At 70.5% G+C, this 14,589-nt stretch carries 13 protein-coding genes; 4 read left to right on the forward strand and 9 right to left on the reverse strand.

The window, feature by feature from the left end:
• The 4 genes from FL344_RS36195 to FL344_RS36210 all read right to left on the reverse strand — a co-directional run.
• Nucleotides 1-275 (reverse strand): VOC family protein (locus FL344_RS36195; protein WP_228565621.1); only part of this gene is annotated, 275 nt, incomplete at its 3' end.
• Between the two features lie 210 nt (nucleotides 276-485).
• Nucleotides 486-1,034, reverse strand: coding sequence for a peptidase M23 (locus FL344_RS36200; protein ID WP_194858704.1), 549 nt, complete (start codon nucleotides 1,032-1,034; stop codon nucleotides 486-488).
• 50 nt (nucleotides 1,035-1,084) lie between these two features.
• A complete protein-coding gene (locus FL344_RS36205) occupies nucleotides 1,085-2,071 on the reverse strand; it encodes a HEAT repeat domain-containing protein (RefSeq protein WP_141621723.1) in 987 nt (328 codons plus the stop codon).
• Nucleotides 2,071-3,240 carry a HEAT repeat domain-containing protein gene (locus FL344_RS36210; protein WP_141621724.1) on the reverse strand — a complete coding sequence of 390 codons (1,170 nt, stop codon included), beginning with the start codon at nucleotides 3,238-3,240 and terminating at the stop codon, nucleotides 2,071-2,073. The genes FL344_RS36205 and FL344_RS36210 overlap by 1 nt, the downstream gene beginning before the upstream one ends.
• Before the next feature lie 123 nt (nucleotides 3,241-3,363).
• On the opposite strand from FL344_RS36210, the gene FL344_RS36215 reads away from it, so the two are divergent.
• The gene (locus FL344_RS36215; protein ID WP_141621725.1) at nucleotides 3,364-4,449 is read left to right on the forward strand and encodes a Gfo/Idh/MocA family protein; all 1,086 of its coding nucleotides are present in this window, start codon (nucleotides 3,364-3,366) and stop codon (nucleotides 4,447-4,449) included.
• 35 nt (nucleotides 4,450-4,484) lie between these two features.
• Here FL344_RS36215 and FL344_RS36220 read toward each other — a convergent pair whose 3' ends face one another.
• Complete coding sequence (locus FL344_RS36220) at nucleotides 4,485-6,440, reverse strand: DNRLRE domain-containing protein (RefSeq protein ID WP_228565622.1); 1,956 nt, start codon at nucleotides 6,438-6,440, stop codon at nucleotides 4,485-4,487.
• Between the two features lie 238 nt (nucleotides 6,441-6,678).
• Here FL344_RS36220 and FL344_RS36225 point away from each other — a divergent pair, with 238 nt between their 5' ends.
• Nucleotides 6,679-9,504 (forward strand): HAD-IC family P-type ATPase, encoded by a 2,826-nt coding sequence (locus FL344_RS36225; protein WP_141621726.1) that lies wholly within the window; start codon nucleotides 6,679-6,681, stop codon nucleotides 9,502-9,504.
• Nucleotides 9,505-9,510: 6 nt separating this feature from the next.
• Here FL344_RS36225 and FL344_RS36230 read toward each other — a convergent pair whose 3' ends face one another.
• Nucleotides 9,511-10,542, reverse strand: a complete 1,032-nt coding sequence (locus tag FL344_RS36230) for a DUF547 domain-containing protein (RefSeq protein WP_141621727.1) — start codon at nucleotides 10,540-10,542, stop codon at nucleotides 9,511-9,513.
• On the opposite strand from FL344_RS36230, the gene FL344_RS36235 reads away from it, so the two are divergent.
• A complete protein-coding gene (locus tag FL344_RS36235; protein WP_141621728.1) occupies nucleotides 10,520-11,569 on the forward strand; it encodes a Rieske 2Fe-2S domain-containing protein in 1,050 nt (349 codons plus the stop codon). The genes FL344_RS36230 and FL344_RS36235 overlap by 23 nt on opposite strands.
• Nucleotides 11,570-11,592: 23 nt before the next feature.
• Here the strand turns inward: FL344_RS36235 and FL344_RS36240 are convergent, their stop codons facing one another.
• Entirely contained in the window at nucleotides 11,593-11,802 is a 210-nt protein-coding gene (locus tag FL344_RS36240) for a hypothetical protein (RefSeq protein ID WP_225888207.1), read from the reverse strand.
• 145 nt (nucleotides 11,803-11,947) lie between these two features.
• Nucleotides 11,948-13,351, reverse strand: a complete 1,404-nt coding sequence (locus tag FL344_RS36245; protein WP_141621729.1) for a TolC family protein — start codon at nucleotides 13,349-13,351, stop codon at nucleotides 11,948-11,950.
• 184 nt (nucleotides 13,352-13,535) lie between these two features.
• Here FL344_RS36245 and FL344_RS36250 point away from each other — a divergent pair, with 184 nt between their 5' ends.
• Nucleotides 13,536-14,027: a MarR family winged helix-turn-helix transcriptional regulator gene (locus FL344_RS36250; protein WP_011556416.1), complete on the forward strand. Its 492-nt coding sequence runs from the start codon at nucleotides 13,536-13,538 to the stop codon at nucleotides 14,025-14,027.
• 10 nt (nucleotides 14,028-14,037) lie between these two features.
• Here FL344_RS36250 and FL344_RS36255 read toward each other — a convergent pair.
• Nucleotides 14,038-14,589, reverse strand: a 552-nt coding sequence (locus FL344_RS36255) for an energy transducer TonB (RefSeq protein WP_141621730.1), incomplete at its 5' end; no start/stop codon positions are given.

Genomic DNA, 14,589 nt, shown 5'->3' on the forward strand with positions numbered 1-14,589 from the left:
GGTGGGCGCTGCTCGGGGGCTGCGTATTCGAACAGCTCGAGGCTGGGGCCGTTGCCGAGCCGGAGCAGCCGCATCGCGCGGATGCTGGAGCCCGGGAGGAAGCGCAGGCGTCGTTGCAGGTCCGGGCCTTCCTGGGGCGGCTGGCCTTTCGCCAGGCTGTCGTAGAGGACTTCGGCGCCAAGGGCCTCGATGAAGAAGGCCGTTGCCGCTTCGAGGTCCGGCACCGTCACGCCGATGTGGTCGATGCCGCGTACTCCGGGAGAGGCCGAAGGCATGGCGCGCACGCTCCTGAATGGGATGGAACGCGAGACTGCTAGGCAGCTCCACGGTGCGGCCATGTGAAGTGCCGCGTCAATGTGCGCTGTCCCGTGGGGCGGGCCGGTGTTCAGTCATGGGCGGGCCATGCCTCGGCACGAGAAACCCCGCCCCAGTGCTTCGCGGCACCGGGACGGGGCGGGGTGTGGGTGAAGCAGGCTGCGGAGCGGCTACAGCGTGGGCGTGCCGACGCGGTTGCTGCAGTACGCGCTGGAGCCGCAGGTGGTGCCGACGTTGGTGTACCAGGCCGTCTTGCGCGTGCCGTACTGACGGTTGTCCGCGTGGACGTGCGCGCCCGTGGAGTTACCCGTGGAACCCACGAGCCCCAGCGCGCAGCGGTCGCACGTCTTGGAGCCCGACGACACGTTGGAGTTCAGGTGGAGCTGGCGGAAGTCCCAGCCGCTGCCGCCCGTGACGACGTAGTAGTTGCCCGCGCCGCCGTTGCAGCTCGTGCCGCCGCTGCAGTTGTTCGCACAGCCGCCGTAGTAGGCATAGTAGCGGCTGACGTTGATCATCCCGCGGTGGTTCCACACGCTGCAGGTGCCGTTGCTCATGTCGAGCGCGTTGTGGCTGCTGCCCGAGCACGAGTAGTACGTCGTGGAACCCACGCGCGCGGCGGTGTCACAGATGGGACCCACGGCCGTCGCGGCCGTGACGGAGGTGGCCCAGCCCGCGGCGGCGAGCACCAGGCCCGCCATGGTCAGCTTCATCGTCTTCATCAAGAGACTCCCTCGTTGGTGTAGCGCTGCGTACTGCGGTGAAGCAGGGGTCACCTCCGGCGGCGCTGCTTCTCGCGCAGCACCAGCTCCCACTCCTGGAGGTTGAGCTTCAGGACGGACACCCAGGCGTCGATCTCCGCATCCATGGCGCGGTCCACGCCGCGCAGGGACTCCAGCACGGGCACTGCGTGGGCCTGCCCCAGCCGGGCAATTCCCTGGAGCGCCGCCTTGCGCACCGCCGGGTCCTTGTCTTCGCGGAACAGGTCCACCAGCGAGCCCCGCGCGCCCGCGGACTCACCGCCGGGCACGCCGCCCAGCGCCGTGGCCGCCGCCGCGCGCAGCTCCGGGTTCTCTGAGCGCAATTGGCGCGTCACCTGCTCCACCGCCTCGTGGCCCACGGCCTCCATGGAGACCTCGCGCAGCAGCTTCGCCGCCACCGCCGGGTCCTCCGATGCCGATGCCACCGACACCGCCGCTTCGGACACCCGGCGGTCATGGCCGCTGTAGACGTCCGCGCTCTCGGAGACGATGTTGTCCGCCACCGCCGCCCGCACCTCGGGGGACGCGTCGCGCACCAGTTGCTCGTACGTCACCACGCCGCCGTTCTTCTCCATGAACTCGACGGAGGGCACGCCGCGCAGGCCCCGCACCGCCGCCGCGCGCAGCGCCGGGTCCGCATCTCCGGTGGCCCGGGCGAGCAGCGGCTGGATGAGGCCGGGGTTCTCCGCGTTGCTCGCCTTGGTGGCCAGCGCCGCGCCCAGGGCCTCCAGGACCTCCGGGTCTCTTTCACCTTGCAGCGCCGCCAGCAGTGACTCCGCGGGCATGGCGAGCGCGGCTTCCTTCAGCCGCATCTTCACGTAGCGCTTCAGCGCGGGGGAGCCGTTCTTCATCGCCACGCGCGCGTCGTCCAGCATGCCCTGCACCGTGCATTGCGCGGGGCGGAGCGTCGCCTCGGCGCGCGCCGTCACGGGCGTCAGGGACGAAAGGGCCACCAGGAGCGCCGCGCGCCCCATTCGCTTCATCGACAGGGGGGACATCAGTGCGGCGCTCCTTCTTCGACCAGGCAGTTGTGGTGCTCGCGCTTGCCCAGCCAGATGCGGGCGAAGTCCACCGTGCCCGACGCGTAGAGAGCTTGGAACTCCAGGTAGTCCTGCGTGAAGCGCGGGTCCTTCGCGGCGAACTGCTCCAGCATCGGCAGCGCCTTGTCGCCGCCCGCGCGCACGGCGAAGCGGAAGATGGCCCAGCGCACGCAGAGGTCATGCTCGGCCAGGAAGGCGGCGCGGAGGATCTCCATCGCCTTCTCCGGCTCGCTGGTGACGCCCAGCCGGAAGGCCGCCATCTCCCGCACGTCCCGCTCGCGGTCGCTGGAGAGGATGCGCTTGAGCGAGTCGAAGGACTCCGCGCCGATGACGGGGTTCGAATACGACGGCATCTCCAGCGCGAGCAGCCGCACGGCCATGTCGTCGGACGTGCCGCCGATGTCCAGGAGCTCCTTCCAGTAGGGCTCGAAGGTGCCGGTGCGCTCGTAGTCCTCCTTCATCACCCGGCCCAGCGTGCGCGTGGCCACCCAGGCGGTGGAGTCCAGCGTCTCGTCCAGCGCCAGCTTCTTGAGGCGCTGGATGTCTCCCGGCGCCAGCTTCCGTTGCGTCTCCAGCGCGTCCAGCGCGGCGGAGCGCGTCTGCAAGGGCGCACCTGGGTCCTCGCCCAGCTTCAACAGGCTCTGCGCCACCTGCGGCGCATGCACCGCGGGCGCGGCCTTCAGCGCGTCCATGTAGATGCCCAACTCCGGTCCGCTGGCGCCCTTGGCCCACTCCAACACCTGGAGCGCGCGCGTCGCGTCGTTGCCCACCAGCTCCGTCAGCCGCTCCTGGAGGTATGCCGCCAGGTACCGGTCTCCGTTTCCGATGGCCGTCGTCAGCGCCTTCCGGAACGAGTCCATGGACACCGCGGCGTCGAAGGCATGCAGGCCGTCCCAGCACCCAGGCATGGGGATTTGCTCCACCGCGGGCTCGGGCTCCGAGGGCGTGGCGCCAGGGGGGCCGACACCGGGCGTGCCGCGAGGACCGGAGGCCGCCGAGGCGGTGGGCTCGGCCGATACGGGCTCGCCGGGAAGAGAGGGGCCAGTCCGTGGCCACAGCATCGCCACGGCCGCCGCAACCAGCAAGACGCCTGCGGCCACGGTCCAACGAAGGTTTCTGGAAGTCATCAGGGGAGGGGGGCGAATCAGTGAATCCTGCGAATTCTTGGATACTTTGAATTTGAGGGCCTTGGCAATGGGGCCCCCAGAACTCAGCCTGCGCGTCGCGTCATCGCTTCAAGGGAGACAGAAATGTCCACGGCACGCACAGTTCGAATGGGTGTCATTGGCGCGGGCTTCGCGCGCACCACGCAAATCCCCGCGCTGCGCGCCTTGCCGGGCGTGGAGGTGGTGAGCCTGGCCAGTGCGCGGCGCGAGAAGGTGGAGGAGGCAGGCCGGCAGTTGGGCGTGCCGCATGTGACGACGGACTGGCGTGAGGTGGTGTCACGGCCGGATGTGACGTGCGTGTGCATCTCCACGCCGCCCGCGCTGCACCGGGACATCACCCTGGCCGCGCTGGAGGCGGGCAAGGCGGTGCTGTGTGAGAAGCCCACCGCGTTGGATGCGAGGGAAGCGGAGGCCATGTGGCACGCGGCCCGTGAGCGGCGTGTCCTGGCGCTGTTGGACCATGAGCTGCGCTTCCTGCCCGCGCGGCAGCGGATGCGCGCCCTGCTGCGTTCTGGTGAGCTGGGCGTGGTGCGCGGCGCGCGTGTCTTCTATCGCAACGACAACCGCGCCTCGCCGGAGCGGCCGTGGGACTGGTGGTCGGACGCGTCGCAAGGAGGCGGGCTCCTGGGGGCCATCGGCTCGCACGCGGTGGACACGCTGCGTTTCATGCTGGGCGCCGAGCCCGACGAGGTGCTGGGCGAGCTGGCCACGCACACGCCCGAGCGGCCCGATGCGCTCACAGGACAGTCGCGCCCGGTGACGAGCGACGACGAGGCGCGGTTGCTGCTCCGCTTCGGTGCGACGACAACCGTCATCGAGATGTCGATGGTGTCCCCCGGCAAGCCCGTGCACGGCGTCGAGGTGTCCTGCGCGCGCGGGGGCCTGCGCGTGGAGGGCCGCGAACTGTGGCGCTCCACGGTGGGGACACGTGCCTGGGAGCGGGTGGCGCTTCCCGAGGAGCCGCCGCTTCCACCCGGCCTGCCGGACAACGAGTGGGCGCGCGGCTTCCTGCTGCTGGCCCGAGCATTCACCCAGGCCCTGCGCGAAGGCCGCGCCTCGGTGGAGGACGCGGCCACGCTGGAGGACGGCTGGCGCAACCAACGGGTGTTGGATGCGGCTCGGCGCTCACATGTGGAGCGCCAGTGGATTCGCCTGTCCTCCGGGACGTAGGTGCTCCCCGGCCATCCCGGAGGACACGGCGGGCTTCAGGGCGACAGTCTCAGGAGGAGGGTGAAGCCTCCTTCGGAGGAGTACTCTGTCTGGTCTACGCGGATGACCTCCGACTCCTCGAGAAGGCCACCGAAGAACACCTCTCGCGAAGGCGTCAGGCCCAGCAGCGTCGGCGCCAGTCCGTCTCCCACGGCGCGGGACCAGCGGTGGCCGCCGTCGGGCCCGTAGCTGGCCACGAAGGAGCTCTCCTCGCCGGCCTGGTCGGGATTCAAGGTGCCGCCGCCCAGGTCCGTCTCGTAGCTGAACACGCCCGACGTCACCAGGTTGCCCTGTGCGTCCACGACGAGGTCTCCGCCGTACTCACCATGGACCCCGCCGTACAGGCGTGCCCAACGGTCCGTCGAGGAGGACTCCAGCACGCCCAGCACCATGTCCGGGTCTTCGGTGGGGTTCGTCAGCGACGTGCCCGCGAAGGTGAAGGTGCCACGGACATAGCCTCTAAACGCCACGGCGCCATCCGGCATCGCCGCCACCCCCGTGATGTTGCCCCGCGCCCCTTCGAGGCGTCGCACCCAGTGGCGCTCCCCGGTGGGAAGGAAGCGCGCGATGAAGGGCGTCATCCACGTGGAGGAGCCCAGGTCATTGACGCCGCTCGTGGTGCCGCCGACCAGGATGTGTCCCTGGCTGTCGGTCGCCACGGCCAGCCCCAGCGTGTCCCAATCGTTGCCCGCGGCGAAGGCATGGGACCACAGGTGCGTTCCCTCCCAGGAGAACTTCGCGAGGAACATTCCCCGGCGGCCGACGGTCGTGTGACTGGAAGGCCCCGCGTCCAGGGGGCCACCTCCCAGGTCCGTGCGGCCCTGGAAGTCACCGGTGACAATGAGGCTGCCGTTGGCGTCGGTGGCGATGCCGCGCGCCCAGATTGGGGCCGGCGTGGTCATCCCCTGCTCATGGGTGAAGGCGCGGAAAGCCTTGCCCCAGACGAACTGCCCGGTGGGGCTGAACTTCGCGATGAACAGGCCGTGGTTGCCAGGACCCGTCCCGGGGAGGGGGCCCGTGCCGAAGTCCAGCGGGCCCGTGAAGCTCCCGTGTACGAGCAGATTGCCCAGGGGCGTCATCACGAGCCCTCCGAGCGTCCGCCAACCCCCGTTGTTCTCGGGGTAGTTCTGCATCCACACCACGGAGCCGTTCGCGTCGTACCGGGTCAGCCGCATCCCCGACCCGGTGTCCGTGGAGTACGTGGCCAGGGTAGCGAAGCCGCCGCTGCCATCCATGGCCAGGTCGCGAGGGAGCGTGTCGCCGCGGAGGACCTGGGTGACGGCGCCGCCCGTGCCCCGGTGCTGGCACCGGGGTTCCGTCTCCCGCAGTCGCAGCCGCAGCTCAGGACCAAGGCCATACGTGGGGTGCCGGGTCGAGGCGAAGTCCGTGCCGTCTCCCACCTCGGGCACGAGGGCGAAGCTGTACAGGCCATTGCCCGTCACGTGGGCCGTGACGTCGTACGTCACGAAGGTCCCGGAGGCGATGGGACCCACGTTCGCCAGCGGCGCGCCGACGAGGGCGGGGCGGTTGTTCCACGTGAGGGAGTAGGGGTCCCAATCCGCGCTGGTGGCATACACGGCGGGGCCGTTGCTAGAGCCATCCAGGGCATGGAGCCTCAGCTCCGCCTGGATGACGGTGGTGGACGCAGCGGCGTCGACCCGGAAGCGCAGGTAGGTCTCCTGCCGGGGGGTTCCGTCGGAGATGAGCACCGTGGACGTGTTGTGCGGCGTGTCCGGCGCGCCCTGCACGACGTAGGTGTCACCTGCCCTGGGCGCCGTGCTGTTGTACTCCCGGCCCAGGTCCTCGCAGCCGGGCGGAAGCGCCTGCACCTTCACCGCCGCGGTCTGGGCCTGCTGCTCCCCGGACTCCTCCGCCACCACGCCGCCACACCCCACCGCCATCCCGAGGATGGGCAACAGGCCCAATCCCTTTCTCCACTGCTTCACAATCACTTGCGCCTCCCGGACCCATTGTCCGTTGCAAAGTGATTGCACTCGCAGTGCCAATGGCAGGCGTCCCCGGGATGCTGAAAGCCGTGGGGGATTGGCCCGTGCCTCGCCCTGGGGGGCGCCTTTCTTTCCCTGTCGGTCCGGAACAATGGCCCTGGAGGGCCGTGTGATGTCCACCCGCCCACTGCCCAGGTGGAGATGCGCGCGACCGTTGCCAGATTGCATCGGAAGGAGCCACCGGATGAAAGACCAGCCCGCAGCACCCGAACGACCGGATGCACCAGCGCCCGCCGGGCCGCCTGCTGGCACGAAGCCCCCGTGGCACGCGCTGTCTCCGGACCAGGTGCTGACGTCGCTCGGGAGCACGGCCGAAGGGCTGACGGATGAGGAAGCGCGCGAGCGTCTGTCGCGTCATGGGCCCAACGTGCTGGAGCGCGCCCAGAGGGACGGCCCGCTGAAGCTGCTGTGGCGGCAGGTGAACAGCCCCTTCATCTGGGTGCTCATCGCCTCCGCGGTGCTGGCCGTCATCATGGGGAAGGTGACGGACGGGCTGGTGGTGGCCGCGGTGGTGGTGCTCAACACCCTCATCGGCTTCGTGCAGGAGTACCGCGCGGGGAAGGCCATTGAGTCGCTCAGCCGCATGGTGCCGGAGAACGCCACGGTGATTCGCGCGGGCCGCAAGCTGCGGGTCCCCGCGGCGCAGGGCGTGCCGGGCGACGTCATGGAGCTGGCGCCGGGTGACAAGGTGCCCGCGGACATGCGGCTGCTCTCCGCGCGCAACCTCACGGTGGAGGAGGCCGCGCTCACGGGCGAGTCCGTGCCCGCGCAGAAGGCCGTGGCGCCCGTGCCGGAGGAGGCGGAGCTGGGAGACCGGGCCAGCCTGCTCTTCGGTGGCACCCTGGTGACGTCCGGCTCCGCCACCGCGGTGGTGGTGGCCACCGGGCAGGCCACCGAGCTGGGCCGCATCTCCACGTTGCTCCGCGAGGCCACCGACCTCCAGACACCGCTCACCAAGGCGCTGGCCGTCATCGGCAAGTACATCACCCTGGGCATCCTGGTGATCTCCGCCGCGCTGCTGGGGGTGGGGCTGGTTCGTGGCTACGCGGTGAGCGAGGCCGTCGTGGTGGCGATTACGCTGGCCGTCGCCGCCATTCCAGAAGGACTGCCCGCCATCGTCACCATCGCCCTGGCCATTGGCGTGCAACGCATGGCCGCCCGGCGCGCCGTCATCCGCAAGCTGCCCGCGGTGGAGACGTTGGGCAGCACCACCGTCATCTGTACGGACAAGACCGGCACGCTCACCCGCAATGAGATGACGGTGCAGGCCTTGTGGACGACGCATGGGCGCTACGCGCTCAGCGGCGTGGGCTACGCCCCCAAGGGGGTGCTGACGCGAGGGGGGCCGCCGTTGGAGGCGCCGCCGCCGGACGTGTGTGAGCTGCTGCTGGCGGGCGCGCTGTGCAACGACGCCGCGCTCCAGCCCCGCGAGGGACAGTGGGACATGACGGGCGACCCCACCGAGGCCGCGCTGCTGGTGGCGGCGGAGAAGGCGGGCATGCACGTGGACGACGCCCGGCAGGCGCACCCGCGCGTGGACGCCATCCCCTTCGAGTCGGAGAACCAGTTCATGGCCACCCTGCACGATGACGGGAAGGGCGGCCGCCGCATCCTGCTCAAGGGGGCGCCGGAGGTCGTCCTGCGCCGCTGCGCCCTGGAGGACGGCTGCTCGTCCAGCATGGTGCTGGCGGAGGTGGACGGCCTGGCGCGGCAGGGCATGCGCGTGCTCGCGGTGGCATACCGGGAGGTGACGGTGTCACACGTGGCGTTGCGCATGGAGGACGTCGAGGGCGGCCTGCGGCTGCTCGGCCTGGAGGGGATGATTGACCCGCCTCGCGAGGAGGCCATGGCCGCGGTGCGCGCCTGCCACGACGCGGGAATCACGGTGAAGATGATTACCGGTGACCACCCCTCCACGGCGGCGGCCATCGGCGCGCAGTTGGGCCTGTTGAAGCCGGGGGAGGAGGGCATCACAGGCGCGCGGCTGGCCACCACGGATGACGCGGCGCTGGAGGAGGTGGCCCTGCGCTCCAACGTCTTCGCGCGGGTGGCGCCCGAGCACAAGCTGCGGCTGGTGCGCGCGCTCCAGCGCCGGCAGCACGTCGTGGCCATGACGGGGGACGGCGTCAATGACGCGCCCGCGCTCAAGCAGGCCAACATCGGCGTGGCCATGGGCATCACCGGCACGGCGGTGGCGAAGGACGCAGCGGACATCGTGCTGACGGATGACAACTTCGCCTCCATCGTCGCGGCGGTGGAGGAGGGGCGGCGCGTCTACGACAACCTCATCAAGTCGCTGGCCTTCGTCCTGCCCACCAACCTGGGGCTGGCGCTCATCCTGCTGTTCGGCGTGTCCCTCTTCCCCATCCAGGAGGTGGGCGGACGGCTGGTGCCGCTGATGGCCATGCTGCCCACGCAGTTGCTCTGGATAAACCTGGTGGCCACGGTGTCGCTGGCGCTGCCGCTGGCCTTCGAGGCCCGGGAGCCGGACGTCATGCGCAGGGCCCCCAGGGACCCCGAAGCGCCGGTGCTCAACCACTTCGTGGTGATGCGCACCGGACTGGTGGCGTTGCTGATGGCCGCGGGCGCCATCGGCCTCTTCCTGTGGGAGTACCGCCGGGACATTCCTCGCACGGGGCACGCGCACGCGCTGGCCGAGGCCCAGACGATGGCGGTGAACACCGTCATCAGCTTCCAGATGTTCTACCTGTTCATGTGCCGCAGCCTCATGGGCTCCGTGCGCAAGGTGGGCCTCTTCAGCAACCGCTCGGTATTCGTGGGCATGGGCCTGCTGGTGCTCCTCCAGGTGGCCTTCATGTACCTGCCCTTCATGCAGCGCGTGTTCGGCACCGCGCCCCTGGGCTTGGAGGACGTGGGCCTGTCCATCCTGGTGGGCGCGGTCGTGCTGCCGGTGGTGGGGCTGGAGAAGTGGCTGCGGCAGCGCAAGGACGACACGGACGCTTCATCAGGACGCGGCGCCGCGCGGCTGCGCGAGCGTGTGCCCACGTGAGGCGGCTCAGGGACGCGTGGGCCGGGCGGCGGCGTCCGGCAGCGTCCAGTCCCGCTCCATGAAGGTGATGCGGCACTGGTCCAGCCGGGGGCCGCAGGCACGGTCCAGGTCACTGCGGGTGTCGCAGCCCGGGCGCTCCTCGCAGGTGTCCGGCAGGAAGGCCCAGACGAACTGGAGCACGTTGCCGCCGCGGCCCTCGGGCAGCGCGGCGAGGAAGTCCTCGCGATACTCCTCGAACAGCGACGTCAGGTAGACGGTGTCCCGCTCCAGCCGCACGTTGCGCCGGTCGCCCACGAAGCGGCGTCCGGCCTCGTTGAGCTGCGAGTCCAGGAACTCCGGCTGGAAGTGCGAGCCGTCCAGCCGGGGGCCCCCACGCGCGGCCTGGAAGAGCGCCAGGTGGATGCGCGGGTCGGCGAACTCGCGGCGCAGCACGCGGTTGTGCAGCGCCCACAGCGTCAGCCGCTCACCGCCCACCGCCCAGGAGCGGCCCCAGAAGAAGCGTCCCAGCACGGGCTGCTGCACGGTTTCGAGGTACGGGTAGCCGTCCACCACCTGCTGGAGCACGAGCGCGTTGTAGGCGTTGAGCCAGTAGGCCAGCGCGTCCTCCGGCGTGGGAAAGACGTCCGGGCGGTTGTGGGGGGAGAACGACGCCAGCGAGTCGACGAAGCCGTCCAGCGTCTTGCGCTCGCGCCCCACCGAGGCGAAGTCCACGTCCCCGTCCGGGCGCACGTGCCGCAGCACCTTCTCGTAGTCGTGGTAGCTGAACGGGGTGGCGGGGGAGGGCACGCGCGCGGGCAAAAGGCCCTGCACGTGGAGCGCGCCTCCCGCGCCCAGCAACGCGGCCACGGCGAGCAGCACGGCGAAGACGTGGGGACGACGGCGAGGAGCGGAAGAGGTGGCCACGGGGGCGGGAGCATAACCCAGGGGGAAGGGGGCTGCCCGGCCCTCCAGTTCATCCCGCGTAACTCGGAGTCCATTCCAAGCAGGGATAGTCGTCGATTTATACTGGGCCTTCATGGAGCCTACCCCCAAGGTCATCCGTCACTTTCATCCGGTGCTCTCCGCCCGCGCGCTGGGCACCCGGCCGGTCCGCGTGGAGGTGGCGGGCCGCGCCTACGCGCTCTTCCGGGATGGCACGGGGCAGCCCGCGGCGCTCGCGGATGCCTGCCCCCATCGCTTCGCGCCGCTGTCCAAGGGGACGGTGCGCGCGGACGGCCGGCTCCAGTGTCCGTACCACGGCTGGCGCTTCGACGCGGAGGGGCGCGGCAGCAACCCCAGCCAGCCGGAGCTGCGCCACTGTGACGCGCGCAGCTTCCAGGTGGTGGAGCGCTACGGCTACCTCTGGCTGGCCGAGCGGGACACACCGCTTTCGGCCATGCCCGACATGGGTGATGAGGGCTACGTCTTCGGCGGCGCGTTCTCCACGCACTTCGCGGCGCCGCTGCACGTGTCGCTCGACAACTTCAGCGAGGACGAACACACGCCCTACGTCCACACCCGGCTGGGCTGGGACGACCCGAACGCGGGCCGGGTGGAGTTCGAGGCGCGCAACCTGGAGGACCGCACGGAGGTGCACTACCGCGCCCCGCAGCGGCCCGCGCCCATCATGACGGTGCTGGGCGTGCGCGACGGTGACTTCTTCCAGAACGACTGGGTGACGCGCTTCGACCCGGTGCGCAGCCAGTACACCATCTGCTGGGTGGCGCCGGACGGCTCACCGCGTCCCTTCATCACCCGGGCGAACATCTTCTTCGTGCCGGAGACGGCGCGCACCACGCGCCTGCACGTCTTCTCATTCCTGCGCACCGAGCAGCGGCTGCTGCGTCCGCTGCTCCCCGTGGCGGCGCGGGCGGCCATGGCGCTCACCTGGTGGGAGGTGCGCGACGACGCGCGCTTCATCACCACCGTGGCGGACACGCCCTACAGTCACAAGGGCATGCGGTTGGACCGTTTCGACGCGCCGCTGGTGCACCAGCGGAGGCTCATGGAGCGCATCTACTACGGCGCCGGTCCGAAGATGACGGGGGCCGTGGTGCCGCTCACCCGCGAGGCCCCGGGCGGCTGAGGACCCCCAGGGCGCGCTCGCGCTCAGTGCAGTGAAGGAGAGGGCCCTTCGTACGCCGGAGTGGCCACACCGGTGCGCGCCTCGTAGGCGTTGCAGCCGCTTTCTCCGGACACCTCCAATTCGAACTCGGCCAGCTCCGGCTGCATGCAGCGGTGCGTCTCGCCGGCGCTCTGGGGGGTCTGGTTGGCGAAGTAACGGCAGCCCTTGCAGTTGCCCCACTGTCCTTCCGCCATGACGTCCTCCTCGGGAAAGGGTGCGATGCCTCTCTCCACGAGGGTGGGGCTGGCGAAGGCCGCTCACAACCGGCGCTCGCCGCCCACCTTCCACGGCGGGCAACCCGGCGCCTGGGAATGGCGGGCGCCGGGAGGCCGCGCGGAATTACGGCTGCCGGGGGGCGTCCGCCGGCCCTTCCTGGGTGGGCTGCGTCGGCTGCGTCTGCTCCGGCAGCGGCTGGAGGAACGGCGCCTCCGAGGTCTCCACCTTCAGGTCCGTCGTCAGGGGACGGGCACCGAACGCGCCCACCGCGCGCAGCAGGCGCAGGCCGGCGAGCGAGGCCTGCAGCCGCTCACCCACCAGGCCAATCTCCGCCTGCGTCAGCGCGGTGTTCGCGTCCGCGACCTCCAGGTACGTGGCCACGCCTTCCTTGAAGGAGACCTCGGTGAGGCGATGGGACTCGCGCGCCAGCTCCACGGCCTGCGAGGCCTTGAGGCGGTTGGCCAGGGCGCTCTCCAGGTCGAGCTGCGCGGTATTCACTTCCTGGCGCGCGGTGAGCTCCGCCTTGCGCTGCAACGCCCGGTTCTCCGCGATGACGGCCGAGGCCTCCTGCAGGTTGGCCTCACGCAGGCCGCCGTCCCACAACGTCCAGCTGGCGCCCAGGGTGATGAGCCAGATGCGGTTGGAGCCCACGAGGCCCGCCGCGTTGCTGATGTTGTAGGTGCCGGAGACCTGCACGTTGGGCAGGTAGCTGAGCCACACGCCGCGCTTGTTGATTTGCGCCAGCTCCACGGACTCACGCGCCGCGGCGACGTCCGCGCGCTGCTCGAGCGAGCGCTCGACGAGCACGGTGGTGTCCGTCTTCTCCGGCACCTGGGGCTCCGGCGGCGGCGCCACGTCGAAGTTCGGGTCGTCCAGCGCCAGCAGGGTGGCCAGCACCAGCTTGGCGGACGCCTCCGCGTTGCGCGCGCGGATCAGGTCCTGCTCCGCACGGGCCAGGTCCTGCTCGGCGCGCAGCAGCGCCACGCGCGTCACCGTCCCCGCCTCGAAGCGGACCTGCGTGTCCTTGGCGCGCGCGCTGTTGAGCTCCACCAGCCGCTCCTGCACCGCCACGGCCTGGGCCTGCGCCACGGTGCCGTAGTACGCCTGCGCCACGCCGAAGAAGATTTCGCGCCGCGCCTGCTCCACGTTGAGCTCCGCCACGCGCTCCGCCTTGTAGGCGGCCTGGATGCCGGCCCACAGCTGCGGGGCGATGATGGCCTGCCGCACCTGGCCCTGGGCCTGCATCTGCACCCGCGGCTGGATGACGATTTCCACGGGCGCGAGCGGACCCGCCGGAATCACCGCTTCGATGGAGTTGCGGGTGATGGCGCCGTTGACGGTGACGTTGGGGAGGTAGCCGGCCCAGGCCTTGCGCGACGCGGTATCCGCCTGAGCGAGGCGGGCCTGTGCGGCCTTGAGGTCCAGGTTCTCCTTGCGGGCGCGGTTGAGCGCGTCCTCCAGGGTCAGCGTAGGCGGCGGTGCCGCGGCCAGGGTGGCCGCGAGGGACAGCGCCAGGAATGAACTCATGACCGCCTCTACCTCCTCAAGGGCCCGCGCCGGCGCGGGCCACTGCGTCCAGAATGGACTTGCTACGGGTTCGAGCCTCGGGTCGGCAGCCATAGTCCATGACGTCCGAATTTGGAAGCTCCGGAATGTAGTAACCCTCAATAGTTGATGAGGTCAATTGTTTAGGTGGCTCAGGTGACATAACATGAGAGGCATGAACGGGAGCGGCGAGCAGCTGGAGCGGAAGACGAAGCCGGGGAGCGGGCCCGGACAGGCCGGACCCGCGGGTGACTTGCCACGCCAGGCGTGGACACTCCTCTTCGAGCTGATGCACACGCACATGCGCAACTTCCCCGCACTGGCGGCGGAGTTCGACCTGTCACCGGTGCAGGCGCACGTGTTGCGGCAGCTGGGGGAAGGGCCGCTGGCCATGAGCACGCTGGCCGCCTACCTGTCGTGCGACGCGTCCAACGTCACAGGCCTGGTGGACCGGATGGAGGCGCGCGGACTGGTGGTGCGCCGCAGCTCCGAGCAGGACCGGCGGGTGAAGATGCTGGTCCTGACGGAGGACGGCGCTGCGCTGCGCGAGCGGCTGCTGGAGCGCATCTTCGAGCCGCCGGACGCCATCTGCGGCCTGCCGGAAGAAGACCTGTGCGCGCTGCGCGACATCATGCGCCGCGCGCTGGGCGCGCAGTAGGCGCCCCGCGTCAGTCCAGCAGGAAGGTGTACGAGTATTTCATCTCCGTGGAGACAGGCTCGCCGCCCTTGATGGCGGGCTTGAAGCGGAAGCGGCGGATGGCATCCCTCGCCGCCTCGTTGAGGCCGTAGCCGGGCCCCTTGAGAATCTTCACCGCCACCACCTTGCCCTCGTGGTCGATGGTGATGGAGAGCGTGACGGTGCCCTCCACGCCCGCGCGGCGCGCTTCCTCCGGATAGGGAATCTTCACCTCGGAGGCCACCGTGGGCTCGGAGTCCACCTGGTAGATGGGCGCGTACTTCGGCGCGCTGTACCCCTTCACGTCCTTGGGGTCCTTCGCGGTGGGGCCCGTCCTGCCATACAGCGTGTTGCCCACGGGCGCCGCGAAACCTCCAGCGCTGGTGGTGGAGGACATCGACAGGCCCACCACCAGGGGCGCGGGCTTCGCGGAGGGAGGCGGGGTGTCGTTGGGCGGCGGCGGCGCGTCCACGGGCGGCGGCGGCAGCGGCTTGGGCGCCACGGCCACCTTCACCGGCGGCGGCTTCACCACCCTGGGCTTGGG

This window comes from Myxococcus sp. AB036A (assembly GCF_006547355.1).
In the GTDB taxonomy this organism is placed as follows: domain Bacteria; phylum Myxococcota; class Myxococcia; order Myxococcales; family Myxococcaceae; genus Myxococcus; species Myxococcus virescens.

Excerpts from the sequence above, each read along its gene's own strand:
- FL344_RS36200 (WP_194858704.1), bottom strand. The coding sequence starts at position 1,034 with ATGAAGACGATGAAGCTGACCATGGCGGGCCTGGTGCTCGCCGCCGCG.
- FL344_RS36205 (WP_141621723.1), bottom strand. The coding sequence starts at position 2,071 with ATGTCCCCCCTGTCGATGAAGCGAATGGGGCGCGCGGCGCTCCTGGTG.
- FL344_RS36210 (WP_141621724.1), bottom strand. The coding sequence starts at position 3,240 with ATGACTTCCAGAAACCTTCGTTGGACCGTGGCCGCAGGCGTCTTGCTG.
- FL344_RS36215 (WP_141621725.1), top strand. The coding sequence starts at position 3,364 with ATGTCCACGGCACGCACAGTTCGAATGGGTGTCATTGGCGCGGGCTTC.
- FL344_RS36225 (WP_141621726.1), top strand. The coding sequence starts at position 6,679 with ATGAAAGACCAGCCCGCAGCACCCGAACGACCGGATGCACCAGCGCCC.
- FL344_RS36235 (WP_141621728.1), top strand. The coding sequence starts at position 10,520 with ATGGAGCCTACCCCCAAGGTCATCCGTCACTTTCATCCGGTGCTCTCC.
- FL344_RS36230 (WP_141621727.1), bottom strand. The coding sequence starts at position 10,542 with ATGACCTTGGGGGTAGGCTCCATGAAGGCCCAGTATAAATCGACGACT.
- FL344_RS36240 (WP_225888207.1), bottom strand. The coding sequence starts at position 11,802 with ATGGCGGAAGGACAGTGGGGCAACTGCAAGGGCTGCCGTTACTTCGCC.
- FL344_RS36245 (WP_141621729.1), bottom strand. The coding sequence starts at position 13,351 with ATGAGTTCATTCCTGGCGCTGTCCCTCGCGGCCACCCTGGCCGCGGCA.
- FL344_RS36250 (WP_011556416.1), top strand. The coding sequence starts at position 13,536 with ATGAGAGGCATGAACGGGAGCGGCGAGCAGCTGGAGCGGAAGACGAAG.